Origin of the sequence: Rossellomorea sp. RS05, assembly GCF_039822645.1 — a bacterium.
Classification (GTDB): Bacteria; Bacillota; Bacilli; order Bacillales; family Bacillaceae_B; genus Rossellomorea; species Rossellomorea marisflavi_B.
The window spans coordinates 110,571-134,944 of sequence record NZ_JBDKWY010000006.1 but is presented as its reverse complement, the minus strand read 5'-3'; the positions used below and the strand labels follow the sequence as shown (position 1 = coordinate 134,944).

General features: G+C 48.7%; 18 protein-coding genes and 1 riboswitch. Of the genes, 7 read left to right on the top strand and 11 right to left on the bottom strand.

What is annotated here, in order from left to right:
* Positions 1-101: 101 nt before the first annotated feature.
* The gene (locus ABJ225_RS15680; protein WP_347321016.1) at positions 102-3,221 is read left to right on the top strand and encodes an Ig-like domain-containing protein; all 3,120 of its coding nucleotides are present in this window, start codon (positions 102-104) and stop codon (positions 3,219-3,221) included.
* Between the two features lie 80 nt (positions 3,222-3,301).
* Here the strand turns inward: ABJ225_RS15680 and ABJ225_RS15675 are convergent, their stop codons facing one another.
* Both ABJ225_RS15675 and ABJ225_RS15670 read right to left on the bottom strand, forming a co-directional pair.
* Positions 3,302-3,973 carry a hypothetical protein gene (locus ABJ225_RS15675; RefSeq protein ID WP_347321015.1) on the bottom strand — a complete coding sequence of 224 codons (672 nt, stop codon included), beginning with the start codon at positions 3,971-3,973 and terminating at the stop codon, positions 3,302-3,304.
* Positions 3,974-4,004: 31 nt separating this feature from the next.
* On the bottom strand, positions 4,005-4,880 hold the full coding sequence (locus tag ABJ225_RS15670; protein ID WP_347321014.1) for a helix-turn-helix domain-containing protein: 876 nt from the start codon (positions 4,878-4,880) through the stop codon (positions 4,005-4,007).
* Between the two features lie 537 nt (positions 4,881-5,417).
* On the opposite strand from ABJ225_RS15670, the gene ABJ225_RS15665 reads away from it, so the two are divergent.
* On the top strand, positions 5,418-5,738 hold the full coding sequence (locus tag ABJ225_RS15665; RefSeq protein ID WP_347321013.1) for a hypothetical protein: 321 nt from the start codon (positions 5,418-5,420) through the stop codon (positions 5,736-5,738).
* A gap of 104 nt (positions 5,739-5,842) precedes the next feature.
* On the opposite strand, the gene ABJ225_RS15660 is transcribed toward ABJ225_RS15665, so the two are convergent.
* From ABJ225_RS15660 to ABJ225_RS15625, 8 genes are all read right to left on the bottom strand, one after another.
* Positions 5,843-7,096, bottom strand: coding sequence for a CDP-glycerol glycerophosphotransferase family protein (locus tag ABJ225_RS15660; protein ID WP_347321012.1), 1,254 nt, complete (start codon positions 7,094-7,096; stop codon positions 5,843-5,845).
* Positions 7,097-7,203: 107 nt separating this feature from the next.
* Complete coding sequence (gene hutG / locus ABJ225_RS15655) at positions 7,204-8,133, bottom strand: formimidoylglutamase (RefSeq protein ID WP_347321011.1); 930 nt, start codon at positions 8,131-8,133, stop codon at positions 7,204-7,206.
* Positions 8,117-9,385, bottom strand: coding sequence for an imidazolonepropionase (gene hutI / locus ABJ225_RS15650; protein WP_347321010.1), 1,269 nt, complete (start codon positions 9,383-9,385; stop codon positions 8,117-8,119). The genes hutG and hutI overlap by 17 nt, the downstream gene beginning before the upstream one ends.
* A complete protein-coding gene (gene hutU, locus ABJ225_RS15645; RefSeq protein ID WP_347321009.1) occupies positions 9,382-11,055 on the bottom strand; it encodes a urocanate hydratase in 1,674 nt (557 codons plus the stop codon). The genes hutI and hutU overlap by 4 nt, the downstream gene beginning before the upstream one ends.
* Entirely contained in the window at positions 11,048-12,577 is a 1,530-nt protein-coding gene (gene hutH / locus ABJ225_RS15640) for a histidine ammonia-lyase (RefSeq protein ID WP_347321008.1), read from the bottom strand. The genes hutU and hutH overlap by 8 nt, the downstream gene beginning before the upstream one ends.
* Before the next feature lie 109 nt (positions 12,578-12,686).
* Positions 12,687-13,133: a hut operon transcriptional regulator HutP gene (gene hutP, locus ABJ225_RS15635; RefSeq protein ID WP_347321007.1), complete on the bottom strand. Its 447-nt coding sequence runs from the start codon at positions 13,131-13,133 to the stop codon at positions 12,687-12,689.
* Between the two features lie 135 nt (positions 13,134-13,268).
* The gene (locus ABJ225_RS15630; protein WP_347321006.1) at positions 13,269-13,742 is read right to left on the bottom strand and encodes a hypothetical protein; all 474 of its coding nucleotides are present in this window, start codon (positions 13,740-13,742) and stop codon (positions 13,269-13,271) included.
* A 474-nt stretch (positions 13,743-14,216) separates the two neighbouring features.
* Positions 14,217-16,706 carry a PIG-L family deacetylase gene (locus tag ABJ225_RS15625; protein ID WP_347321005.1) on the bottom strand — a complete coding sequence of 830 codons (2,490 nt, stop codon included), beginning with the start codon at positions 16,704-16,706 and terminating at the stop codon, positions 14,217-14,219.
* Positions 16,707-17,121: 415 nt separating this feature from the next.
* On the opposite strand from ABJ225_RS15625, the gene ABJ225_RS15620 reads away from it, so the two are divergent.
* From ABJ225_RS15620 to argH, 5 genes are read left to right on the top strand one after another with little or no spacing between them, the layout of a single operon-like run.
* The gene (locus tag ABJ225_RS15620) at positions 17,122-18,321 is read left to right on the top strand and encodes an ROK family transcriptional regulator (RefSeq protein ID WP_347321004.1); all 1,200 of its coding nucleotides are present in this window, start codon (positions 17,122-17,124) and stop codon (positions 18,319-18,321) included.
* Between the two features lie 16 nt (positions 18,322-18,337).
* Positions 18,338-19,420: an extracellular solute-binding protein gene (locus ABJ225_RS15615; RefSeq protein ID WP_056539092.1), complete on the top strand. Its 1,083-nt coding sequence runs from the start codon at positions 18,338-18,340 to the stop codon at positions 19,418-19,420.
* A 15-nt stretch (positions 19,421-19,435) separates the two neighbouring features.
* A complete protein-coding gene (locus tag ABJ225_RS15610) occupies positions 19,436-20,545 on the top strand; it encodes an ABC transporter ATP-binding protein (RefSeq protein ID WP_347321003.1) in 1,110 nt (369 codons plus the stop codon).
* Positions 20,542-22,233 carry an ABC transporter permease gene (locus tag ABJ225_RS15605; RefSeq protein WP_347321002.1) on the top strand — a complete coding sequence of 564 codons (1,692 nt, stop codon included), beginning with the start codon at positions 20,542-20,544 and terminating at the stop codon, positions 22,231-22,233. The genes ABJ225_RS15610 and ABJ225_RS15605 overlap by 4 nt, the downstream gene beginning before the upstream one ends.
* Positions 22,234-22,245: 12 nt before the next feature.
* A complete protein-coding gene (argH, locus tag ABJ225_RS15600) occupies positions 22,246-23,727 on the top strand; it encodes an argininosuccinate lyase (RefSeq protein ID WP_347321001.1) in 1,482 nt (493 codons plus the stop codon).
* 156 nt (positions 23,728-23,883) lie between these two features.
* Here argH and ABJ225_RS15595 read toward each other — a convergent pair whose 3' ends face one another.
* Positions 23,884-24,033 carry a YwzD family small protein gene (locus tag ABJ225_RS15595; protein WP_156450681.1) on the bottom strand — a complete coding sequence of 50 codons (150 nt, stop codon included), beginning with the start codon at positions 24,031-24,033 and terminating at the stop codon, positions 23,884-23,886.
* A gap of 263 nt (positions 24,034-24,296) precedes the next feature.
* Positions 24,297-24,371, top strand: a riboswitch (cyclic di-GMP riboswitch).
* Positions 24,372-24,374: the final 3 nt, after the last annotated feature.

The following is a 24,374-nucleotide window of genomic DNA, read 5'->3' as shown; positions in this document are numbered from 1 at the left end:
TGCCGAATAATATTTCGCTTTTGCGTCAAGAAATATATTCCAATTAAGAGAGTTATGTGGTTTAATTAATTGATTTTACTAATAGGATATTGGAGGATACTATGAGGAAAAAGTTGATCAAGAGTTTACTAGCTTTGATTGTGATTTTCAGTGTTTGCCTGCCACAGCTCCCTCAAGCAAACGCCACAACGGTGATTGAAGAATTACCGCTTGCCATGTCGGAATTAACAGAAGGGAGTTTTACTGGTGATGATCATGTTCAGTGGTATAAAATCACCCCTGGAAATGATACTGTCGAACAGTTCACTCATCTGAGAATCAAGCTTGAATCTCAATCTGAGGTGAACATGAGTGTTTACTCAAGCCTCGAAAATGCCACCGATGACAATACGTTCGAACAATATAGAGGCTATTCCTATAATCAGGAAACCGCGTCCATCGACTTCCCGATCTCGTGGGTCGGTCCTTACTATATCAAACTCGAAAGCTATGTAGAAGAGGATGAAGACGGCAATCTGCTGCCTAACCCTTATAAAATCAGCTACGACGGCGTATCACTCCCACCTTCTAATGGGGCCGTAGGAGAAGAATGCCCTGCAGAGCTCAGCGTCGAGAAAAAGAAAAATGGAAAAATGATTTTATCCGACCTTCGTTCGATCCGTGAGAACCTTCTTTCTAAAACAGATAATGGAAAAGAACTGACGGCCGTTTATTATAAGTCCGCTCCATTCATCACGTCCAAAATGCTGTTTGATAAAAACCTGCGTGAAGACGTGTATGCAAACCTATCCACCTTGAAAAATCTTTTGAGTGATACCGCGAAGAACGGCGGATCAAGTGCGTACGCAATCTCTGACAAAGAGCAGGAAGCCATCAGCAACCTGTATACAATCGCCCATGATACCGTACCGGGTCCTTTGAAGACACAGCTTGAAAACTCCGTTAAAAATGTTGATCTTTCGAAGTTAACCGGCACATCCGTTTCACAGGTAGTCTCAAAAGCCGGACTTAGCACGTCAAGTTCAACCGCTGATCCTTCCCGCCTGATCGTGAAAGTAAAGGACGGTCAGCCAACAAGCCGCGTAAAATCCAAAGTAGAGACTTACGGAATCAAATCCGTGGACGACCTGTCCAAAAAAGAGTTGAAATCAAATCGCTTCCTTGTCGTGGAAGTAAAGAATAATGGTAAAGGGTTCTCGGCTAGTTCGAAAACAACGGCCAATCAAATCGCCAAACTACCTGAAGTCGAATTCGTAGAGCCGGTACAGACCTACAAGGCTCTATCCGCAGACGTTCAGTATGAACATCAATGGTCGTTAAATAACGGCGAGAAAAAAGGCAGCGATATCGGGTTTGAAGCCCTTGAGAAACTGTTGAAAAATAAGAAACTAGACAAAACTGTGATTGCCGTTGCTGATACTGGTGTCGATCACACCCTTGCAGACCTTTCAGGTAATGTCCTTGTAGATAAAGGATACAATTTTGTGGATCGTAACGATGATGCCATGGATGACAATGGCCACGGGACACATGTATCTTCCATCATTGCAGCAAAGTCCGATAATCATTACTCCATGGCCGGGATCAATCCATATGCTGAAATCCTGCCAATCAAGGTCCTTGATTCATCTGGTGGCGGGGATACCGAACAGATCGCTGCCGGGATCATGTATGCGGCCGATAATGGAGCCAAGGTGCTGAACCTTAGCCTTGGAGGCGGATACAGTCGTACGATTGAATATGCCCTGCGTTATGCAAGTGACAAAGGCGTGACCATCGTAGCCGCAAGCGGTAATGACGGGATGGAGGAACTAAACTACCCTGGTTCTTCTAAATATGTAATCGCAGTCGGTTCTACCAGCAAATTTGATATCGTTTCTGATTTCTCGAATTACGGAAAAGGGTTGGATCTTGTAGCGCCAGGCTCGGACATCCCTGCCCTCCTTCCAGACGGGAACGTCACCTACATGAGCGGAACATCCATGGCGACACCGCATGTTGCCGCAGTAGCCGGTCTGCTCCTATCTCAGAAACCAACGATGAAGACTTCTGAAGTGCAAGCACTCTTAAACAAAACAGCGGTCGATGTCGCTTTCGACGAACAGGATAACCCGTATACTGGAGAAGAAGACTATTGGGATGAAGAAGTAGATGGTCCATACCCTGTCGAGGTCTTACCGCCTGGATACGATCACGTATCTGGATATGGACGCTTGGATGCGTTCAGTGCCGTCAGTACACTTGACCTGGGGGCAACCATCAATCCGATCCTTAATAACTCAAAAGCCGTTACAGGGAAAGCCAAGAACGGATCTACAGTAGAAGTATGGAACGGGAAAAAGTCACTTGGCAAGGGAACCGTCAAATCCGGCTCCTACAGCGTGGCCATCCCGGTACAAAAAACCGATCAGATCCTGACCGTAGTCATTACAAATGGCAATGCTAAGACTTCTGTAAAACAAGTCGTAGAAAAAGCACCGAATAAACCAAAAGTGAAAAAAGTAACCAATAAAGATACCACCCTGTCAGGTACGGCCCAGGCAAACCTGAAAGTGAATATTAAAAATGCTTCCCGCAAAGTCATCGCAACAGGGAAAGTCGATAAAAACGGTTCATTCAAAGTGAAGATTCCTAAACAAAAAGAGAACGCGGTCCTCTACGTAACCGTACAGGATGGCTATAAAGAAAGCTCTGAAACAAAAGTGACCGTCATCGACGTCATCCCACCGGCTGCTCCAAAAGCAATAGCAATCAGCGATAAGAGTACTTCCATCACCGGCACAACCGAAGCAAAAGCCCAGGTCGTCGCCAAGGTGAAGGGTAAACAGATCGCGAAAGCCAAAGCGGATGCAAAAGGGAAATTCACCCTAAAGATCAAAAAGCAAAAAGCAGGTACCACTGTAGTCGTGACCGCGACCGATGCCGCAGGCAACACGAGCAAAGGCACAAACTTGAAAGTAGCAGACAAAACACCACCTTCTGCACCAAAGGTGAACAGCGTCAACAACAAAAGCACTTCCGTCAAAGGTAAGACTGAAGCCGGTGCCACTGTCACCGTCAAAGTGAAGAACAAAAAACTCGGTGAAGCCAAAGCCAACAAAAAAGGCGAATTCACCGTCAAAATCAAGAAACAAAAAGCAAAGACCATCCTATCTGTCACAGCCAAAGACAAAGCAGGCAACGTAAGCAAGGCGAAAAACGTGACTGTGAAGAAGAAATAATGAGAAAAACCGCTCCGGGAGTCATACCCCGGAGCGGTTTTTTGCATAAAAAAAAGACACCGGACCTTCTTCCTCCGATGTCATGCTGCTTCGTATTTCTTTGTTCTCTCCCGTTTTCGTAAACGAAGACCTACAAATAGTGAAACTAAGCCGGCAAATGCTGTTGAAATCAAGGTCAACACCGGATGGTCTTGGTATGGAAGACTGGTGTGGTAGCCTATTTTATCTTCTGTCAGCCCGCGAATCCACTGGGTCTCGAGCTTGGAATTCTCCCCCGACGGGAAGGTCGACTTTTTCACGACACCATTTTCATTGATCCGGAACGTCTGGAACTTCTGATCCCCTTCTTCCATCACTCCTGGCTTCAAACTCAGGGCGGCAATGAACCACTCTTCCCCCGTTTCCTTTTCCTTCATCACCTTGTACTGGACAATGCCCTCGAACGCCTTCATGTCGCTCTTTTCATCTGTTTGGACTCCTGGCACCTTCACCTTGGCCCGCTCCTCTTCCTGAAGCTCCAGGAGCACCTCAGGACCATCCCGGTACGTCTGCACCTTCACCCCGTGGAATACCTGAACCGTTTCCGTATCCTCAGGTGACTGGAACGAATAGTGCTTTTCTATTCCATTCTGATACAAAAGTTCCCTAACTGACTGCACGGTGAAATAAAGGACGATGGTGAGCAGGACGGCTCCTGCAGCGAGTAGTAAGACTGAGATGAGTTTTGATAGATTGAAGGGTTTGTTTGGCATTGGGATCACTCAGATCTGATTTAGAATATCCTTACTCTGATAATTCCTCTATTTTGTTCTTAATTAACGGGGAAAATACATGGTCATTTTGCAGTTCAAAAACCACGAGTGCCTTTTGCATATACTTCCTTGCTTCTTCGTTATTACCTAATAGTTCATGATTATATCCAATTTGATAGTGAAGCTGCCCTAGAAGATACAATGAGTCTTTTTCAAGACACCACTTAATCCCTTTCTCACAATAAGCACTCGACTCTTTTAGTTGGTTTAGTCTAGTGAGCACTCTAGAGTAGTTATATAAATGCCTGGTCTTAATAGTGTAGTCGTTGAAATGTGGTAAATGTTTTAGACGCTCACTTATTTCTTCAAAAACAAGTAAAGCCTTTTCCAAGTTTTCTTTTCCAAGTATTGCGCCTATTGAAAGCAGGATCTCAATCTCTCTTTCAGTATACACTTTGGTGACTGAATGATTAATATCAATTGCTTGTTCCATAGTCTTAATAGCCTTATTAACATCTTTTTCTACTTCATAAAAGTAAATCCCTTTATGCCATAGTAAATTTTGAGAATTTTTTGTGTTTTGTACGAATAAAGGGTTTTCTTCCTCAGCCTTAACGATATCCATCATTTCGATAAAACGATGTTCTCTTCTAGCTATCTTCAACTGCTTTTCAACCTCTTGAACATAATCCAATCGAGGTGTCATACCAATATCGAAAAAATAATTAACATCGACACCAAGTTTTTGTGAAATAAGGTATAATGTGGAGGCATACGGAAAAACAATTCCCTTTTCAATTTTACTGATTTGAGCTTGGGTACAGATCCCTTCAGACAGTTCTTCTTGGGATAGGCCTATATTTTTTCTCAACTCTTTTATTTTTTTTCCCACCGCTGAAAAATCCATGACATTATTCTCCCCTAATATTATTCCTAAAGTTATATTTTTAAAGAATTCTTATGAAATGATGTCTGAAAGCGACTAAAAATAGGCTATAAGACCTCTCAATCGAAATGTTTTTTTTTTTATAATATGCTTTAATAATAATAACACTTATATAATTATCATAGCCAAAAAAATTCTATTTACGAAAGGGATGAAAGACCCATGAAGAAACATTTGTTCGTATTTTTAACCGCTTCCATCTTGGTATTTAGTTTTGCAGGGCTTACTTCTAGTCCGGATACCGCTCCAACTTTTCAACGCGAACTTCCAATTAGCTACTAACTATAAGGATAAACCCTTCTGCTTCCTTTGTGGAAGTTTTTTCTTTTCTAAAAGGGATTAATTTGTAAATATGCCCAAAGTTATATATTTACTCAAAAACAGAACATATTTACCCAAAATCAAAGATGCATCCATTATATACCTTACTGAGCCAAAATCCCCTTGTTTTTAAGGTATGGTAGTATAAAAGTACAATAAAAGAAAGGGGGCTTCATGATGAATAGCATAAGCATGAAAGTAAATCCTCTATATTCTGAAATTGATTTGTCGATTCAGTTCCATTTTGAGTTCTTGCAAGGTGATTGCAAGGTCGGGGAGGCACTCGCATCCACGTATCCGATCGAGAATCATCAGCAAGCCCTCAAGCCTAAGCATTTGTCGTTTCCAAAGGTAGAAAAATGTGCAGTCATTGATTTGTTTGATGTCGTTGGGGATTTGGAGAAGGGCTGTCTGAATAAGCTCCACCACTTCCTGAAGGTAATCGGAATGAAAGAAGTCCATGCAGGTTATGACATACAGCAAGGAAGCATGATTTAACAAGCAATACTAAAAAAGAGTGACTGGATTATCAGTCACTCTTTTTTATGTTCTTTATTTTTCAAAGTCATCCCCGCCTTTTTGTACAAACGGGGATACCCATATTACCTACTCAGTAGATAATCAATCACCTTGTCCGTTGCTTGGCCGTCATGCATAGCACAGAACTTTGAATAAAAACCACTATGCGATGTTTTCTTATCAGGAAGGGTTTCTTTAAGTGCTTGATGCAACTCTTGTTCCGTTTTGCAGATAGCTCCAGCGTTGTGTTCTGAAAGATCGAAATAAGAACCTCTCAATGGGCCAACATAATGCTCATAATCTGGGACATAGTAAATGACCGGTTTCCTACTACAGTACCAATCGAACACGATTGAAGAATAATCAGTGATCAAAACATCTGATGCACACATAAGTTCTACAGCATCATCATAACCACTGACATCAATCACTCTTCCCTTAAGTTTAGAAAGCTCTTGATCCGAGCTGCTCATATGATGAGACCTGACGAGCAGGACAGCATTATCCGGTGCTTTATTTAGAAACTCTGCAGGATCGAAAAGCAAGTTGAATTCAAACATGGCATTCCCTATATGCTTTCCGTCTCTCCATGTAGGTGCATAAAGATAAACAGGGGTCTTTTCGTCGGTAACTCCAATTTTTTCACGAATTGAAGAACGTACTTTCTGATAGCGGGATTCATCGTAGAAAATGTCATTGGCAGGATATCCTGATTCAATTATCTCTCCCTTGTATCTGAATGCCGTCCTGAACTTTTCAGTTGAATACGGATTTGGGGAAAGTAACGCATCCCATTTAGAGGATTTGGCATAGAAGTCAGGTGTCGACCTTTTGTGCAGGGGACGAGAAGTCATATCCCAATGCAATTTTTTAAATGGTGTCCCGTGCCAGGTTTGTAGATAGAAGGTTTCTTCCCTGTGGTACCACAATGGGAAAGTCGTGTTGTTAATAATATATCTGGATTGTGCCAAAAGACGATAATACTCCTCAGATCCCCTTTTAACTATTAATGGATTGCCGGGGATGACTGCTTCTCCTTGATAACACCAAACGTACGTATAGTCAGGATAGCGTTCAATCATTCTTTCATAGAGATACCTAGGGTTGCCTGTGTATTGCTTTCCAAGGTTGCTCTCGAAAAAGATCATCTTATCGTTAACGTTGCTGGCTTCGGATTCTCTCTTGTATTGCCACTGGATACCATAACCTCTGAACTCCGCTATAGCATTAAACAAGTCAGGGAACTTAGGGAAAATTTCATCCTGCAGTTGCTGTTGTGAGTATTCTTCAAAGTAATCATTTATTGATGATTGTAGCTCTTTATAATCTTTTTTCATAGCTTCATTGCCTCCAAGACTTTTAGAAGTCGCGCTAATATTAGCGTAATTTGATTATACTATAGCGACTTCTCACATAAAAGAAATATGTGGAAATGGAGCGTATCCTATCCTATACTCTCCACCACGAGTAGCGCCGCGATCCGGCTCGTCATATCCCTGAAATCAAGTGTAGGGTCAATCTCCACGATATCCATGGCCATGACACCAGGATGCTTCAGAGCCTCGTGGAGGCCTTCCAGAAGCTCTTCTGGGCTCATGCCTCCTGGACTGATGGCAGGGCAGCCCGGGGCGTAGGATTGATCGAGGACGTCCATGTCTACGGACAGGTAGATGATGTCGACCCGGTCCTTCAGCATCGCGATTCCCTGGCGGACAAGTTCTGCCGTCCCCCTCTCCCTCACGTCCTTCATCGTATGGACCGTGACACCTTGTTCGAGGGCATAATCATGATAGGCTTTTGCATTGCTGTAGTTGCGGATTCCGATCTGGATTAGGTTCTCTCCCTTGATGATCCCTTCCTGTAGCAGCCTTCTGAACGGGGTGCCGTTGGTGGGTCCACCATCTTCTGTGTTCCGGAGGTCGTGGTGGGCATCGAATTGGATGATCCCCACCGTCCCTTTTTCTTCACAGAAGGCTTTGACTGCGGATGTGGTGATGGAATGATCCCCTCCGAGCAGGATCGTGAACGGTGCCGCTTCCTGAGTCAGTACATGACGGACGGCCGTGGAGATCCGTTCATGGCAGTCAGTGATGGAGGTCGGGTGCATGACGACATCGCCGAAATCGACGAGGGGGGAAGCGAGATCTTGCCCGCTCTCGATCTGGTAGGTCGTGAATCCATTCAGTGCGTTCCGGATCGCACCAGGTGCGAAGCTCGCCCCTGAATGGGAAATGGACGGCTTGGATAAGGGGACGCCCAGGATGGCGACCGCTCCCCTTTCCCCTTCTTCCCACGGCTTCAAGAGCTCGGCGACCTTCGTCGTATAGCGGTCCTTGAATACCGCCTGACCTGCCGGTTTAATAGGCATATTCATGATCGATTCTCCTGCGGTACACGACTCGACCCGATTTCACGACGGCAGCCGTGTGATTGACTCCGTAATGGTACGGGATGTAGTGGTGATTCGGCGCATCCCATAGGACGATATCCGCCTTCCTGCCGACGGCAATCTTCCCTGCCATGTCTCCTCGATTGATGGCATAGGCCGCGTTGACGGTGACAGCATTCCAGATCTCTTCAGGCGTCATCTTCAGCTGCAGGGAAGCGAGATTCATAATGAGCTGCAGATTTTCCGTCGGTGAGCTTCCCGGGTTGAAATCCGTTGAAAGCGTGACGGCGGCCCCTGCCTCGATCATGCCTCTTGCATTGGCGTATTTCCCTTTGTTCAGATAGAACGACGTGCCCGGCAACAGGACAGCAATCGTATTCCCTTCCCCGAGGGCCTTGATGCCTTCAGGGGATGCCCCGACGAGGTGATCACCGCTGACGGCACCGATTCCGACGGCCATTTCCGTACCGCTTAGAGGATCGATTTCATCTGCATGGATTTTCACGGAGAATCCCTTCTCCTTTGCTTTCAGAAGGAATGCCCTGGACTGCTCCACGGAGAATACCCCCGTCTCACAGAAGATGTCGACGAATTCAGCAAGCTCGTCTTTTTCGATGTCCTCCAAAAGATGAAGCATGACATCCAAAAATGCCTCTGGACGCCCTTTGTATTCAGGCGGGATCGCGTGGGCTCCGAGGAACGTCGAGACGATTTCGACTGGATGCTCATGGTTGAGCTGTTTGGCGACCCTGAGCTGCTTCAGCTCGGTTTCCTTATCCAGGCCATAGCCTGATTTTGCTTCAACGGTGGTGACACCATGGGAGAGCATCCGGTCGAGATGGAATTTGGCCTTAGATAGGAGTTCTTCTTCCGTCGCCTGCCGAGTGGCTCCGACGGTGGAAAGGATGCCTCCTCCCTGCTTAAGGATTTCTAGGTAAGGGACTCCCTGCTGCTTCAGGGCCATTTCGTGCTCCCTCGATCCGCCGAATACGAGATGTGTATGGGGATCGACGAGTCCTGGCGATACGAGCTTCCCTCCTGCGTCCAGCCGCTCTTTTGCATGAAGGCCTGCTGCCTCTTCCTGTGTCCCGACCCAAGCAACGAGGCCGCCCTTGATGGCAATGGCTGCATTCTTTCTCAGTGGGAGATGCTTCATGTCTTCTCCCCTGACCGGCCCCTCTCCATGGTCCATGGTGAGGAGCTCGCCAATATGTTCGATGATCAGATCGTATGTCATTCTTCATTCCCCCTCTTCATCGGGATATGGATCCCGTGCTTTTCCGCGGTCTCGTTGGCGATGTCATACCCTGCATCTGCGTGACGGATGACGCCCATCCCTGGATCCGAGGTGAGCACCCGCTCCAGCCGTTCCTTCGCGAGGTCCGTGCCGTCTGCGACGGCAACCATTCCCGCGTGCAGGGAGTAGCCCATCCCGACTCCTCCGCCGTGATGGAAGGAAATCCATGAACCACCTGCTGCCGTGTTGATGAGGGCATTCAGGATTGCCCAGTCACCGACGGCGTCGCTTCCATCCATCATGCTTTCGGTTTCCCGGTTCGGTGAAGCGACGGACCCACAGTCGAGATGGTCCCGTCCGATAACGATCGGCGCTTTCAGCTCCCCGTTCTTCACCAGCTCATTAATGGCAAGGCCCATCTTCACGCGTTCTCCGTATCCGAGCCAACAGATCCTTGACGGGAGGCCCTGGAATGCCACCTTCTCCTGGGCCATATCGATCCAGCGATTGAGGGCCTCATTCTCTGGGAAGAGCTCCTTGATCAGGCGGTCCGTCCGGTGGATGTCTGCAGGGTCACCTGAGAGGGCTGCCCAGCGGAACGGTCCTTTCCCTTCGCAGAAGAGCGGACGGATATAGGCTGGGACGAAGCCCGGGAATGCGAAGGCATCCTCGACTCCTTCATCCTTCGCGACCTGGCGGATGTTATTGCCGTAATCGAATACGATGCTGCCGCGCTTCTGGAACTCGAGCATCGCCTCCACATGCTTCGCCATGCTTTTCTTGGAAAGATCCGTATAGCGTTTGGGATCGGAACTCCGCAGCTCTGCTGCTTCCTTGAGGCTGTAGCCTTCCGGGACATACCCGTTCAGCGGATCATGGGCCGACGTCTGATCGGTGACGATATCGATCTTCACGCCGCGGCGGAGCAGTTCATGATGGACTTCTGCGGCATTACCGAGAAGGCCGATGGAGAGTGCTTCCCCTTTGTCGCGGGCTTCATGGGCCATGAGGAGGGCTTCATCGATGGAATCTGTCTTCACATCGCAGTACCGGGTATCCAGACGCTTATCGATCCGTTCCTCATCCACATCGACAGCGATGACGACCCCTCCGTTCATGGTGACGGCAAGGGGCTGAGCCCCGCCCATCCCGCCGAGCCCGGCCGTCAGGGTGATGGTCCCTTTGAGGGATCCGTTGTAATGCTTTTTGGCAAGGGCAGCGAACGTCTCGTATGTTCCCTGAAGGATTCCCTGTGTCCCGATGTAGATCCAGCTTCCCGCTGTCATCTGGCCGTACATGATGAGCCCCTTCTTGTCGAGCTCGTGGAAATGATCCCAGTCCGCCCATTTCGGTACGAGGACGGAGTTGGACAGGAGCACCCTCGGGGCTGCTGTGTGGGTCCTGAATTTCCCGACAGGCTTCCCGGACTGGATCAGGAGGGTTTCATCATTCTCCAGTTCCCGCAAGGAACGGACGATGGCATCGAAGGATTCCCAGTTCCGTGCAGCCTTCCCGATCCCTCCGTATACGACGAGCTCCTCAGGGATTTCCGCCACTTCTGGGTCAAGATTGTTGTAGAGCATGCGGAGGACCGCTTCCTGCTCCCACCCTTTGCATTCGATCTCCGATCCTTTTTTCACACGTACGATTCGTTTATCCGCTTTAACCATTGGTCGTTTCCTCCTTCGTCCCTGTCGAAATGATGGTGTGCAATTGAATGGATTGTAGCCATGAAGCTGCGGCTTCGATATCTTTCGAGAATATACGGTCCTTTGTGATGCTCGGGATGATTTTGCGTGCTTCATCGTAGAATCGCCTCGTGCTCGGAGCCATGAGGGCCACTCCCCGGTACTCCACTGCCTGAAGGCTGCAGACGAGCTCGATGGCCACGACACGCCGCGTATTCTGAAGGATCTGATAGGCGTGGCGGGAGCCGATGGTCCCCATGCTCACATGATCTTCCTGATTGGCCGACGACGGGATGGAATCGACGCTCGCCGGATGGGCCAGGGTTTTATTTTCCGATACAAGGGAGGCGGCACAGTACTGCATGATCATCGCTCCCGACTGAAGACCGGGCTCGGGACTGAGGAACGGCGGCAGGTCGTTCAGCTGCGGGTTGACGAGGCGCTCGACCCTCCGCTCAGAGATATTGGCAAGCTCAGCGACGGCGATTTTCATGAAGTCCATGGCAAAGGCGATCGGCTGACCGTGGAAGTTTCCTCCCGAGATGATTTTCTCCCCGTCCTCAAAGATCAGTGGATTATCCGTGGCTGCGTTCATTTCGATCTCGAGTTTTTCCTTCACATAGTCGAGGGCCTGCCACGAAGCGCCGTGCACCTGGGGGATGCAGCGAAGGGAATAAGCATCCTGGACCCTTAGCTCTCCCTGTCTCGTCGTGAGTTTGCTTCCCGTGAGGTAGCCGCGGATCCGCGAGGCAGTGTCGACCTGCTGCGTGTAGCCCCTGGCGAGATGGACATCTTCATCGAAGGCATCAGTGATCCCCCTCAGTCCCTCCATCGTGAGGCTTGCGATCAGCTCGCTCTGATGGGCGAGTTCTTCTGCTTCCAGATAGCCGATGACCCCCATGGCCGTCATGGCTTGGGTGCCATTGATCAAGGCAAGGCCCTCTTTTGCCTGGAGCTGGATCGGGAAAATGTTCTCTTTTGAAAGGACGGTCAGGGTGTCATGGATCTCGCCGCGATAGTGCACCTGCCCTTCTCCCATGAGGGCGAGGGCGAGATGGGAAAGCGGGGCCAGATCCCCACTTGCACCGAGTGATCCTTGCTGTGGTACGACGGGGTGGATCTCTTTATTGAGGAACTCCACCAATCGCTCAACGATGACGGGCCGCACGCCCGAGTATCCTTTCAGCAAGGCGTTCGCCCTCAAGAGGAGCATCGCCCTCGAGACGTTTTCAGGGAACGGATCCCCCACTCCGCATGCGTGGGAGTGGATGAGATTCAGCTGGAGTTCTTCCACATCCTCAGGGTCGATGAGCACATCGCTGAACTTCCCGAATCCTGTGTTGATACCGTAGACGACCCGCTTTTCTTTCACGATCCGCTCAACCTCTTCCCGGCTCTTCTTTACCCTGTCCATGCTTTCCTGCGAGAGGGTGACGAACACCTTCTCATCGATCACCTGCTTCGCCTGAGCCAAGGTCAGGGAGCGTCCTGTCAATTCCACCATCATGATCACCTCGTTATAATTGTTTGTCCACATGAAAAGGAGGCTCGGTCAAAGACAGAATCCTGTCCTTGACCGAGCCTCCTTTTGACTGATTTCTATAGGCTCTTATTTACATATGATTGATTCCGAGACCGATCGTCTCATGTTCAAGTCCCTTCACCGGAGCACCGATGGTCCCGTAAAGAGCGACGGCGATCCACTCGCCTTCCTCTTCCTGGGGATAGGGCGTTCCCCTTACGACCGAAAAGCTCAGCCCCACTGTCCTGAGGATCTCCCCCAACTGGGTATGACCCCTTGTGACGCCCGTGAGTGCTTCCATGATGGCATGGTAAAGAGAATGCATCTCGCGGTACAGGTCTTCACGGACGATATCGCTTCGCTTTGCAGCGGTCTCGATGGCCGCGACGATCTTTTGGCTGTCCATCGATCCGATCCTGCCGGTGCAATAGCTCCAGTTCAGTTCGTTGAAATGGCGATTCCAGTCCTCTTCAGACCTCTCGGTGAGGAGAAGGAGCATAGCATTCTTGCCGATCCGGTTATTCCCTGCTGTTTTCATGGAGTCATCACCTTGAGAGAAAATTCTAAACATACTAATAACTATCTTCATTGTATGTAGGATATCGGCCTGGGTCAACGGAAATCATCAGGATTTTAGAAACTTAGAGAGGTAGTTCGGTAGCAGAATAAAGCCTTATTCCCCTACGCTTTTGCCCCTTTTATACACATTGGGCTTCCATTGGAAGGTGACCGTTCTGGCATCGGTCTTCAAACTGAAGAATGAGAGTATATCACTTTTCATGTCGTCATCGAGGGGTTCTTCATGCGGGTGGGAAGGCAGGATATTCAACCGGGTCATCGTATGCGTTTTCTCCAAGATAAGCTTGCACGTGATGATCGTGTTTGCGTCGATATCCACACATTTGAATGAAAGGGAGCTTCCTTCAGCGATCGGGAGGGCATACAGGGTGCAGCCCATCGTTTCCATCACGAAGTTTGAGTATAGGATCCCTTTAAGAGGATGTGAAAATCCGGGAGGCCGGCAGATAGCGACAATCCCTTCTTTGTAGTGCTTTCCTTCAAAGAGAAGCAGGTGCTTATTTTTCCAATCGGCTTTGCGTCTCGTCAGGTCATACTCTTCGAAAACAATCAGATATTCTCTTGCCATTGTATCCTCCTTTATAACTAGTAATATTTTACTACTTTTGGTTTATTCTACATATTATGCGTTTTTTCCTCCTGCTTTTACAAACATACTAGTATTTTTTTACTTTATAATGCTATTTTCGCGACCAAATATGAAAAATGAATTGGGAATAAAACATAAAGGGGACATTTCATGGCGAACATGATCCTTATAGATTCTTTATACCACTCATAATTCCCTTGCAGACTCTGCTTCCCGCGGGTAGCCCGTGAGCTTCCTCGGCAGGCCTTCTCACATCAACTACTCTTCCTGAAGGAACCGTCGTCATGCACTCCAATCAACCGCTGGACACAATGAAATCGTAGTGTTCATGAAACGAATGAAAAACCCGAATTCTTTGCCTTACCGTAGGCAATTGAATTCGGGTTTTACCATGACTAAAACACTCTTGTCATAGCTTCATTTTATCACGTGTACCTCAGTCAGATGCTCTCATCATTCCCCTTGACCATAACTCAGGAGATTGGTAAAGATGCGATAGCCTCCGGGAACCTGACCTTGTATCTGACGGTAGAAGACCAGATTGGTATAAAGATAGGTACCTTCTCCGTAAGGCGCCATGAGGATCCCTCCATCAAATGATTCTTCCCCTGGATCGTTCATGCGGACGAATGTCTCATACCGATCATCCCAGTCCATCGGGTAGTAGAGACCCCTTTCCTGTACCCAGTTGTCCCAGTCGTTCTCAGAAAGGGCATTCGGATAAGAGAAGAGACTGGATTCAGGCTTCAGGATCTCGACGTCTGCGTTTTCATCCGTCACCCTCCAGCGAATGGATGGATTACCGATCGTGAGCGGGTATGGTGCCGTTGTAGCTGCATCCCATCTATCATTCGGTTTGTGATACTGAACGACAAGATGTCCCCCTTCCTCCACATATGTCTTCAACCGGTCATTATTCTCGTTGAGTGCATCGCGGGAGAGATAAGCCCTGATCCCTGTGACGATCGTATCAAATTGGGATAGATCGCCGGAAACGAGATCCTCATCCGTCAATTTCGTTATCTCCATTCCGACATTGGACAAGTAGTCAGCCACCTGATCGAAGCCGCTCTCGATATACCCCACCTTCATGCCTTCAGGGGTCAGGAGCTCGAACGAAACCCCGTTGATTGCTGCGTCATACAGATAGTAAAACGTACCGATATGACTATAGTTGATTTCCTGGACAGTGGTTCCGAACGTTTTCCCGTCGACGTTTGCATGTGCCTCTACCTTGAAATCTCCCTCTTCGATTTCTGTAGGAGGGTGAAGGACAAAGTCGGCTGATTTTTTCTCTTTATGATCCGTTAAATGGATATCTACTGATGAAGGCGTGACCGTCCAGCCTTCAGGGACGTCTAGGGATACCCCGGCAGTTGATTTGCCCTGCTTGTAGTTTGTGACTTCGACACTCACCGGTACGTCTGTCTTCACATCCGCCGTGTTCACGACAAGGTCTTCCGGGCTCATGGTGAGACCGACATCGGGAAGGACGGCGATGGTCCCGTTCAATTCTTCTTTTTTCACCGTTTCCACTGAACCGGAACGGAATTTTACCAATGCCTGAATGACCGGCTCTTCGTATGGATGGTATGTTTCCGCTTCTTCAGGCACATCCACTTTGAAGGTGAACGTTCGTTCTTCACCCGGTTTCAGGTTCTTTTTCTTTGTTTTTTTGGAGAAGTGGAAAGGCGTGTCCAGGGTGACGTCTGCATTCTTCAGAACATGCTTGCCACCATTTTTCACGTTCACCTCCACTTTCACTTGCTGCCCGCCTGTCAGCACGTCAGATTCCGACGTTGCCTGGACGTCAAGGTCAGAAGACAAGTAGCTTACATTCATGAGCTGTTCTTCCTTCAGGGACAGCTTATGAAGGAGGTCTTCCTTCAACCCTGAATCCAACTTGGCCTTCTTTGTCATCTTGGTGGCCTTTTCTACTAGCTTCAAGGACTTCTGAGCCTCCTGGAATGCTTTAGAACGATCCGGATAGCTGGAAATCGTCCGTTCAAGCTGACTTTGAAGCTGACGGTATCCCTTTACAAGTGACTTTTCTTTTTGAGGAAGCTTTACAGCCCATTCGTTGAAATCATAAGGAATCCCTTTAAAGAGCTGGTCCGTCCCGGAGGACGAATCACGAGATTTCACCAGTTCAAGGTGTACCTGTCTTGGGGCCACAGGGATCTCACTCCCCATCCCCTGGCTTTTATGGAGAAAACGGGATTCTTCTCCGATCTGAGGATATGATTTCCCGTAGATGTCATCGAGCATGCCGATTTCAATCGATGATGTGGCGCTCTCTTTCGATTCTGCTGGTAAGTATAGTTTTTTGATTTTCCAAGGGGACAGACCTTCTTCAAGGTGTTCTGGGTAAACTTTAGGATCAGCTGCATCCTCGAATGCGCGCTGGGTCAAGATCGATATCGCCCTGTGATGTCCATGCTGGGAATCGACATCACGGAAAGAGGGCATCACGATATCAGGCTGATAGGTACGGATGAAGCGGATCAACCGCTCGTAGGTAAGCCCTTCCCCCCATTTGGAGAGGGTTTCGTTTGGAGTCTTCGAAAATCCGAAGTCATAGATGGGATCAGAGGTGGTTTCACTGAGGTGGTATGCTTTTACGCCTGTCACTTTTGCTGCTTCAATCATTTCCCTCGAGCGGATGATGCCAAGGGCATTGTCGAGCTCTTGACCGATTTCATTTTGACCGCCTTCACCCCGGTTGGCAATGAGGCTGGATGTCTTCACGCCCAGACCCCTGGAGAGATAGGCTAGGAAATCACTCCGTTCATCGTCGGGATGCGCTCCCGTATTCAGGAAGGTCACAGTGGTTTCAAGTGGTTTGAGGGCACTCCAAAGGTCTGGATCCTCATTTTCGCGGGCCATGGGATTCATCGGAAGGACGAGTAAGAAGGCGATTAGGAGGCAAATCAGTTTCTTCATGTTCATGCTCCTCTCAAATTGGATTACCGTGTTCGAACTGCACCCCTCCTTGTGGTTAGTTTGTTTATCTTTTTAACGAACTGAAGGTCGTTTTTCCCGTTCTTTTCATTAGTAGCACAGGCATATATTTCCTGTAAATGGGTCATTGACCCGATTGGAAAAACGCTTACATGTCATAAGGAGGAAAAATTCGACAAAATCGTTGCAGACCATACTCCATCCCAGTAGCTCGGTAAACAGCTTCACGTGTTGATATGACGGGGTTTTCAACGATTTCTATCTAATAGGTACAAAGTATGTTGTTTTATCTGTGTATTCTGAATAATAAAAATATTAATTGTGAGGTAAACGGAACTACTGTATATTTTTAGTTGATTAGTTAGGTTCACTAACAAAATACGAAAGCCGTGATGCAATGAATCAACGTGTGCAGCAGTCGAAAGTGATCAACAAAAAACGAGTATTGCAATGCATTCAGCAAGAATCCCCCATCTCCAGAGCCGATATCGCCGCAAAAATCCATCTCAGTAAACCGACCGTCTCCCTTCTCGTCGATGAGCTCCTTCAGGAAAACAAAGTGTATGAAAAGGGAATCGGACCGTCCTCTTCTCAGGGGGGAAGAAAGCCCATCCACTTATATTTCAATGAGCGGGCAGCCTACGTCATCGGGACGGACATCGGTGGCACAAAAGTCAAAACCATCCTCTCAGACCTTAATGGCACCATCCTCCACACCAAGAGCTTTTCTACTGCCAGCCACCTTAGAACCGGTTTATTTGAACAACTATCGAGGGATGTCTCCTCCATGTTATCTGCTGAAGGAATCGATGTGACAAATGTCCTCGGCATGGGCATCGGCGTACCCGGAATCACGAAGAACGGAGTGGTCATCGATGCCCCGAGTCTCGACTGGGTCCGCTATCCCATTCAAACAGAAGCCGAGCGACATTTCCCCTTCCCCGTTTACGTGGAAAACGACGTGAATGTAGCTGTCCTAGGGGAACAGTGGATCGGAAATGCCCGGAATAAACGGCATGTGCTTTTCATCGCTATCGGAACCGGGATCGGCAGCGGGATCATCATCCATGACCGGTTATACAGAGGGGGCGCCCATGCTTCAGGAGAAATGGGTTATATGGTGACGGACAGACGCGACTTCGAGGGTGACTTCCAGCCGATCTTCCATCGATATGGCTATCTCGAGAGTGTGGCCGGAGGAAAGGCGATCGGGGCAACATTCACCCGTTCCGTCGTTCTCGATCCTGGCCACCCTGCATACCAAGCGGCCCTGACAGGTGAGCTGTCAGGTGAACTCGCCTTTCGGTACGCCTCTGAAGGCGATGCTGTTGCCATGGCGATCGTGAATGATGCCATTACGCAACTGGGGTACGGCATCATCAATGCTGCAAGTGTTTTGAATCCCGAGGTCATCATTTTAGGGGGTGGTGTCTTGAAATCGGCAGATTATATCTTGCCGAAGCTTGAGCGGATGGTCAATGAATATTTGCCCATTCCAATCGAGCTGAAAGTGTCTGAATTAGGGTCGAATGCCGGTGTGATCGGGGCCGTTTCTTTATTCCTACGAGAGCATGAAGGCACGGGCCACTTATTATGATCAGGGGGAATGAATAATGGGATCAAAGAAGAAACAATCGGCTTTTGCGGTGTTATCACTATCAGCGATGCTTGTCCTTTCCGCATGCGGCGGATCAGAAAAAGGTTCAGGAAGCGAAAATAAAGAGGGCAAGGACTTCGAGGATAAAATCGTCGTCTACTCACCTCACGGGAAAGATATCCTCTCGAAGTTCGAGCAACAGTTCGAAGAAAAGTACAACATCGACGTGGAATGGCTGGATATGGGCTCCCAGGAGATCCTTGACCGGGTCCGCTCTGAAAAGAATAATCCTCAAGCCGATGTATGGTGGGGTGCCCCATCAACGAACTTCGACCAAGCCAAGGACGAAGGACTGTTGACGCCCTATGAACCGACCTATGCAGACAGTCTGGCAGACGGCTTCCATGATCCAGACTGGAACTGGTCCGGCACAAGCCAGACGCCTGAAGTGATCATGTACAACAGCAAGAAGGTCTCTGCTGATGAAGCACCGAAGGATTGGGATGAACTCCTTGATTCCAAATGGAAGGATGAAATCATCATCCGCTACCCGCTCGCCTCTGGAACCATGAGGACGATCTTCTCTGCCATGATCTACCGCGACTTCAAGGATTCCAAAGATCCAGCCAAGGGCTATGAGTGGCTCGAGAAGCTGGATGCCAATACGAAGGAATACTCAGCCAACCCTGAAATGATGTACAACAAGGTGGCCAAAGGCGAAGGGACCATCTCCGTCTGGGCCATGCCGGATGTCGTCATGCTGAAGGAAAATAAAAATTACCCATTTGAATTCATCATTCCTGAAAGTGGGACACCTGTATTGACTGAAGGGATCGCCCTCGTCAAAGATGGTCCGCATCCGAAAGCAGCTGAAGCCTTCTATGAATTCGTCAACACACCGGAAGCCGCTAAGCTTTTGGCTGAAGAATTCTACCGTATCCCGACCCGGGACGACGTAGATGGACTTCCTTCATGGATCACGGATACCGAAATCAAAAGCATGGATATCGATTGGAAGGTATTCCAGGAAAACAGCGATGAATGGATGAAGCATTGGGATGAAAACATTAAAAACGGGGACAAAGAAATCAAAGAATAGGAAGTGTAAGCGAAAATGGCGTCCATACAAATAGATAGCGTCCAAAAGACCTTCGGAAAAGTCACAGCAGTCGATCACCTGGATCTCGCCATCAAGGATGGAGAGTTCTTCACCTTCCTCGGACCGAGTGGCTGCGGGAAAACGACAACCCTGAGAATGATCGCGGGATTCTACTATCCTACTAAAGGGGTCGTTCGATTCGGGGACAAAGATATGACGCGGGTGCCACCTGAAAAGCGGAACACGGGCATGGTTTTCCAAAACTATGCCCTGTTCCCTCATATGACGGTCTTCGAAAACGTGGCATTCGGCCTCAGGGTCCGAAAGCTGAACATCAAGGAAGTGAAGGCTCGGGTGAAGAATGTGTTGGAGAAAGTCCGGCTAGACCAATATGGCGAGCGCCAGGTCAGCCAGCTCAGCGGAGGCCAGCAGCAGCGGGTCGCCCTCGCCCGTGCCCTTGTCATCGAGCCTGAGATCCTCCTCCTTGATGAACCGCTCAGTAATCTGGATGCAAAACTCAGGGACGAGATGCGGAGCGAGATCCTCCGGTTACAGAAAGAGTACAACATCACGACCATCTATGTTACCCATGACCAAGCGGAAGCCCTTTCCATGAGCGACCGGATCGCCGTCTTCAATTACGGTGTTTGTCATCAGGTAGGAACGCCTGCTGAGATATACAATGAGCCTGCAAACGATTTTGTAGCTAGTTTCATAGGGGAAATCAATCTATTGCCGGCCTCCATCGAGGAGCGTGAAGGGGGGATGGCGCACGCAACGGTGCTGAACGGGGCCCTCCCCCGCCCCATTTTGGTGCGAGGGAATAACATCGTCACTGGCGATTCTGCAGGCCAAGGCACAGCACTTTCGATCCGGCCTGAAGCAATCAATCTTGTTGATTCTTCAAGAAGTGAGGATGAGAACGTATTTCAGGGCATCATCAAGGAAATCCACTTCTTCGGATCCGTTATCAATGTGATGGTAGAAGTGGACAACCAACTCATCCGCGTGCACACGCTGAATGGCGAAGTGTCACGCTCGTTGCATGCGGGCTCCCCGGTTTTCGTCGAACTTCCTAAGGAGCATATCCGGGTGATTCCCATAGTGAGCGGTGATCCATCATGATAAAGAACCGCGATCATCGTCTCACCCTATGGCTGCTCATACCAGTCCTGCTCGTCTTGATCGCCTATGTTCTCTACCCGTCGCTCCGGACATTCCTTGAGAGCATGAACACAAAAGAAGGAGTCGGCCTCGGGAACTACGGGGATTTCTTCACCCAGGAATCCAAGACGAATCTGGAGGCATTATGGAATTCTGTGTACATTTCCCTATTGAGCGTCCTTGCAAGTGCCATCATCGGGGTGCCCCTTGCCTTCATCTTCAATCGGTATGACTTTCCCGGCCGGGGGTTCTTCTCGACGGCAGCCATCATGCCCATCGTCCTTCCTTCCCTGGTCGGGGTCATGGCATTCATGTTCCTTTACGGGGAAACCGGCCTTATTCCGAATGCCATCAAGGATTTATTCCATCTTGATGAAGTTCCTTTCAAGATCGGAGGCGTCTCCGGCATTCTCATCGTCCATGCCTATACGATGTATGTGTACTTTTATATGACCGTGTCTGCGGCTATCAATAAAATCGACCCTTCCCTCGAGGAAGCAGCCCATAACCTTGGAGCCAGTCGATTCAGCGTGTTCTGGAAGGTCACCTTCCCATTGCTCACACCTGCCATTGTGGCCGCTTCCCTCTTGGTGTTCATGATCTCCATGGCATCATTCAGTGCCCCTTTCCTTCTTGCAGGAGGATTCAGGGTGCTCAGCCTGCAAATCTATTTTTCTAAGATCAATGGCGATATGGAGGTCGCAGCGACTCAGTCTGTTATTCTGTCCATCGTTTCGATCAGCTTCCTCCTGTTCATGAGGTGGTATCAGAACCGTAAGGACTACCGTATGGCCTCAAAGGGTATCGGCGCTCACCGGAGCGAAGTGAAGAATCCCTTCATGAAATGGGTGCTGGTGGCGACCGGGATCATCGGGGTCCTCATCCTGCTGCTCCCTCATTTCACGATCCTTCTGCTCTCCCTTGTGCCTGATGGTACATGGACCTGGCAGACCTATCCGTCCGTATTCAACGTCGAAAACTACCGGCTCCTCTTCGAAGACCCAAATATCTTCAAGCCGCTGAAAAACAGCTTGATTCTATCATTTATTGCCACGGCGGGGAATCTGGTTTTCGGGGTCCTGACTTCCTACCTTCTCGTGAAGCGAAGATTCATAGGGAAGGGATTCGTCGACGTTCTTGTCATGATTCCCTGGGCGCTTCCGGCAACAGTCATCGGGATGAATTTGATCTTTGCATTCAATGAACCTTCCATTTTTTCTTTCGGGAACATCCTGGTCGGGACGTTTTGGATCCTGCCTCTTGCCTATTTCGTCAGACATATACCGCTTGTGGTGCGCTCGACAAATGCCGCACTTGAACAGCTCGATGATTCCATTGAAGAAGCAGCCAGGAGCCTCGGGGCAAAATGGTTCTATACGTTCCGCAAGGTGATTCTTCCCATCATCATGCCCGGTGTCCTTGCGGGGACATTGCTCGCCTTTGTCGAATCAGTAGGGGAATTCCCGACATCGGTGTTGCTATACACCATTTCCAACCGGCCCATATCCATTGAAATCATGAATCAGCTCCGTATGTTCAACATGGGTCAGGCGGCCGCCTACGGGATGATTCAGATCTCCTTGATCGCCGTCGTCCTCTTGATCTCGAATAAGGTATTCGGAGTAAAAGCTGAGAAATCTTTATCCTAGGAGTTGATCAATATGAGGAATATACAAGAATTCATCCAGAATGAGGGGGATGCGTTTCCGGGAAAAACGTATGTAGAAGAATTGTTGAAGCCCGTTTTCAACGATCAGCGGGACTATCTGTTCCATGTGATGTTCGATATCCACCGGGCCCACTGTATCATGCTCATGGAGCAGGGCATCATTCCAAAAGAAGACGCTGCATCGATGCTGAAGGGCATTGATGCCGTCTCCAAAACCGATATCGGAAGCCTGGCCTATGAGCCACAGTTTGAAGATTTATTCTTTATGATGGAGGCAAGGATCGGTGAAGAGATCGGGAGCGAGCTTGCCGGGAAGCTGCATATCGCAAGGAGCCGGAATGATATGGGGGTGGCCATGTACCGCCTCGTCCTCCGTGGGCATCTCCTACAAACGATTGATGCCGCCATGGATCTAGGAGATATCCTTCTGCGCCAGGCAGCTGCCCACAAGGACACGGTCATGACGGCATACACCCACACCCAGCCTGCCCAGCCTACCACTCTGGGTCATTACCTTCTTGCCGTCCATGATGTACTTCAGCGTGACATCATTCGGCTAAAAGCCGCTTTCGACACGGTGAACCGCTCTCCTATGGGCGCTGCAGCCCTGACGACAACGGGCTTCCCTATCAATCGGGAGCGGGTGGCGGAGCTACTGGGTTTCGAAGGCCTTGTGGAAAATTCCTATGACGCAATCGGCGGGGCAGATTACCTTCTTGAGACAGGAACTGCCCTCATGACCTGCATGGTGAATACGGGCAGATGGATTCAGGACTTCCTCCAGCATGTCACAAGGGAATTCGGGACATTCAAGGTTGCTGATCCCTATGTACAGATCAGCAGCATCATGCCCCAGAAGCGGAACCCGGTTTCCATCGAACATTCACGATCGATTGCAAGCAGCGCCTACGGAGATGCCCTTGCGGCTGTCAATATGATCCACAACACGCCGTTCGGTGACATCGTGGACACCGAAGATGATCTCCAGCCCCATCTCTACCGTGCATTCCACAATGCCAATCGGGTATTGAAGCTCATGTACGCCGTCATCGCCACCATCTCAGTCGATAAGGAGCATGCCAAATCCATGGCGAAGAAATCGAGCATCACCATCACGGAACTTGCCGACACCCTTTCCCGGGATTACGGAGTCCCATTCAGGAAGGCACATGGCATCGCAAGCACCATCGCTAAGCGCTCGATTGCGGAAAGAAAAGAACTTTATGAATGGAAGGTTGCCGACATTAATAATCTGATCGATGAGATCCAATTGTCGGAGAAGGATTGGCAGAGGATCATTTCACCTGATTACTTCGTGGAGATCCGCTCGGTCCGTGGAGGCCCGAATGGTACGGAGGTAGGAAGGATGATCGAGGATCGCATGGAGAGGATGAAAGAATGCAGAAGCGCGTGGGCTGAGAAAAGGACATTCGTCGAAGAGACGCATGAGGCCCTTCACGCGTTTATAATATGATGATGCGCCGCTGAACGACTTCCCCGTCGTTCAGCTTTTTTATGGAGCATTATGATTGGAAATTGTCCTGTGATTCCATATATAATGATCTCACTCCCATCTTTTAATAATGGGTACCTCATATGAAAGGAGGGCCGTAACAGAGCCACGCTTCCCTTACAGTGTTTTCCCCCGTTGATTGATTCCCGATTGAAGCTCCTGCTGAAGCCACTGAATCATTTTCGTCGTATCCATATCCCCCTGCTGGCCCTTGTCGAATGCCTTCTGCAAAACAGAAAGAACATGTTCCCTGGATTTATTCTCCATTTATATTCCCACCTTCTTTTTTGTCATTTCCCGAAAACCTAATAACCACATGCTACCAAAATACTGTATCATTTGATAGATTTTTTAACATATTTACACAAAAAACACATACTTATGCTTTATTTACAGTCTGATTCTTAAAAAGATTAGCGAATATTGTCGAAATGTTATATCATTTTAGATAGTTAAAAATAGTGTCGAAAAATAGTTCGTTTTTACTATTACAGTTTACAGTAAACAAACCGATAATGAATATGTGTCGATTTGTCTAATAGCAAAATCATCGAAAGGTGATGACGCAAAGCTACAGGGGCTAACCATGCCAGCCAGCTGCCAAATCA

Bases quoted from the DNA above. Each gene is read 5' to 3' on its own strand.
- hutP (WP_347321007.1), bottom strand. From the start codon at position 13,133: ATGAAAACAGCAGGGAATAACCGGATCGGCAAGAATGCTATGCTCCTT.
- ABJ225_RS15625 (WP_347321005.1), bottom strand. From the start codon at position 16,706: ATGAAGAAACTGATTTGCCTCCTAATCGCCTTCTTACTCGTCCTTCCG.
- hutH (WP_347321008.1), bottom strand. From the start codon at position 12,577: ATGGTGGAATTGACAGGACGCTCCCTGACCTTGGCTCAGGCGAAGCAG.
- ABJ225_RS15675 (WP_347321015.1), bottom strand. From the start codon at position 3,973: ATGCCAAACAAACCCTTCAATCTATCAAAACTCATCTCAGTCTTACTA.
- hutI (WP_347321010.1), bottom strand. From the start codon at position 9,385: ATGACATACGATCTGATCATCGAACATATTGGCGAGCTCCTCACCATG.
- argH (WP_347321001.1), top strand. From the start codon at position 22,246: ATGAGGAATATACAAGAATTCATCCAGAATGAGGGGGATGCGTTTCCG.
- ABJ225_RS15610 (WP_347321003.1), top strand. From the start codon at position 19,436: ATGGCGTCCATACAAATAGATAGCGTCCAAAAGACCTTCGGAAAAGTC.
- ABJ225_RS15670 (WP_347321014.1), bottom strand. From the start codon at position 4,880: ATGGATTTTTCAGCGGTGGGAAAAAAAATAAAAGAGTTGAGAAAAAAT.
- hutG (WP_347321011.1), bottom strand. From the start codon at position 8,133: ATGAATATGCCTATTAAACCGGCAGGTCAGGCGGTATTCAAGGACCGC.
- ABJ225_RS15630 (WP_347321006.1), bottom strand. From the start codon at position 13,742: ATGGCAAGAGAATATCTGATTGTTTTCGAAGAGTATGACCTGACGAGA.
- ABJ225_RS15595 (WP_156450681.1), bottom strand. From the start codon at position 24,033: ATGGAGAATAAATCCAGGGAACATGTTCTTTCTGTTTTGCAGAAGGCA.
- ABJ225_RS15660 (WP_347321012.1), bottom strand. From the start codon at position 7,096: ATGAAAAAAGATTATAAAGAGCTACAATCATCAATAAATGATTACTTT.
- hutU (WP_347321009.1), bottom strand. From the start codon at position 11,055: ATGGTTAAAGCGGATAAACGAATCGTACGTGTGAAAAAAGGATCGGAG.
- ABJ225_RS15680 (WP_347321016.1), top strand. From the start codon at position 102: ATGAGGAAAAAGTTGATCAAGAGTTTACTAGCTTTGATTGTGATTTTC.
- ABJ225_RS15605 (WP_347321002.1), top strand. From the start codon at position 20,542: ATGATAAAGAACCGCGATCATCGTCTCACCCTATGGCTGCTCATACCA.
- ABJ225_RS15620 (WP_347321004.1), top strand. From the start codon at position 17,122: ATGAATCAACGTGTGCAGCAGTCGAAAGTGATCAACAAAAAACGAGTA.
- ABJ225_RS15615 (WP_056539092.1), top strand. From the start codon at position 18,338: ATGGGATCAAAGAAGAAACAATCGGCTTTTGCGGTGTTATCACTATCA.
- ABJ225_RS15665 (WP_347321013.1), top strand. From the start codon at position 5,418: ATGAATAGCATAAGCATGAAAGTAAATCCTCTATATTCTGAAATTGAT.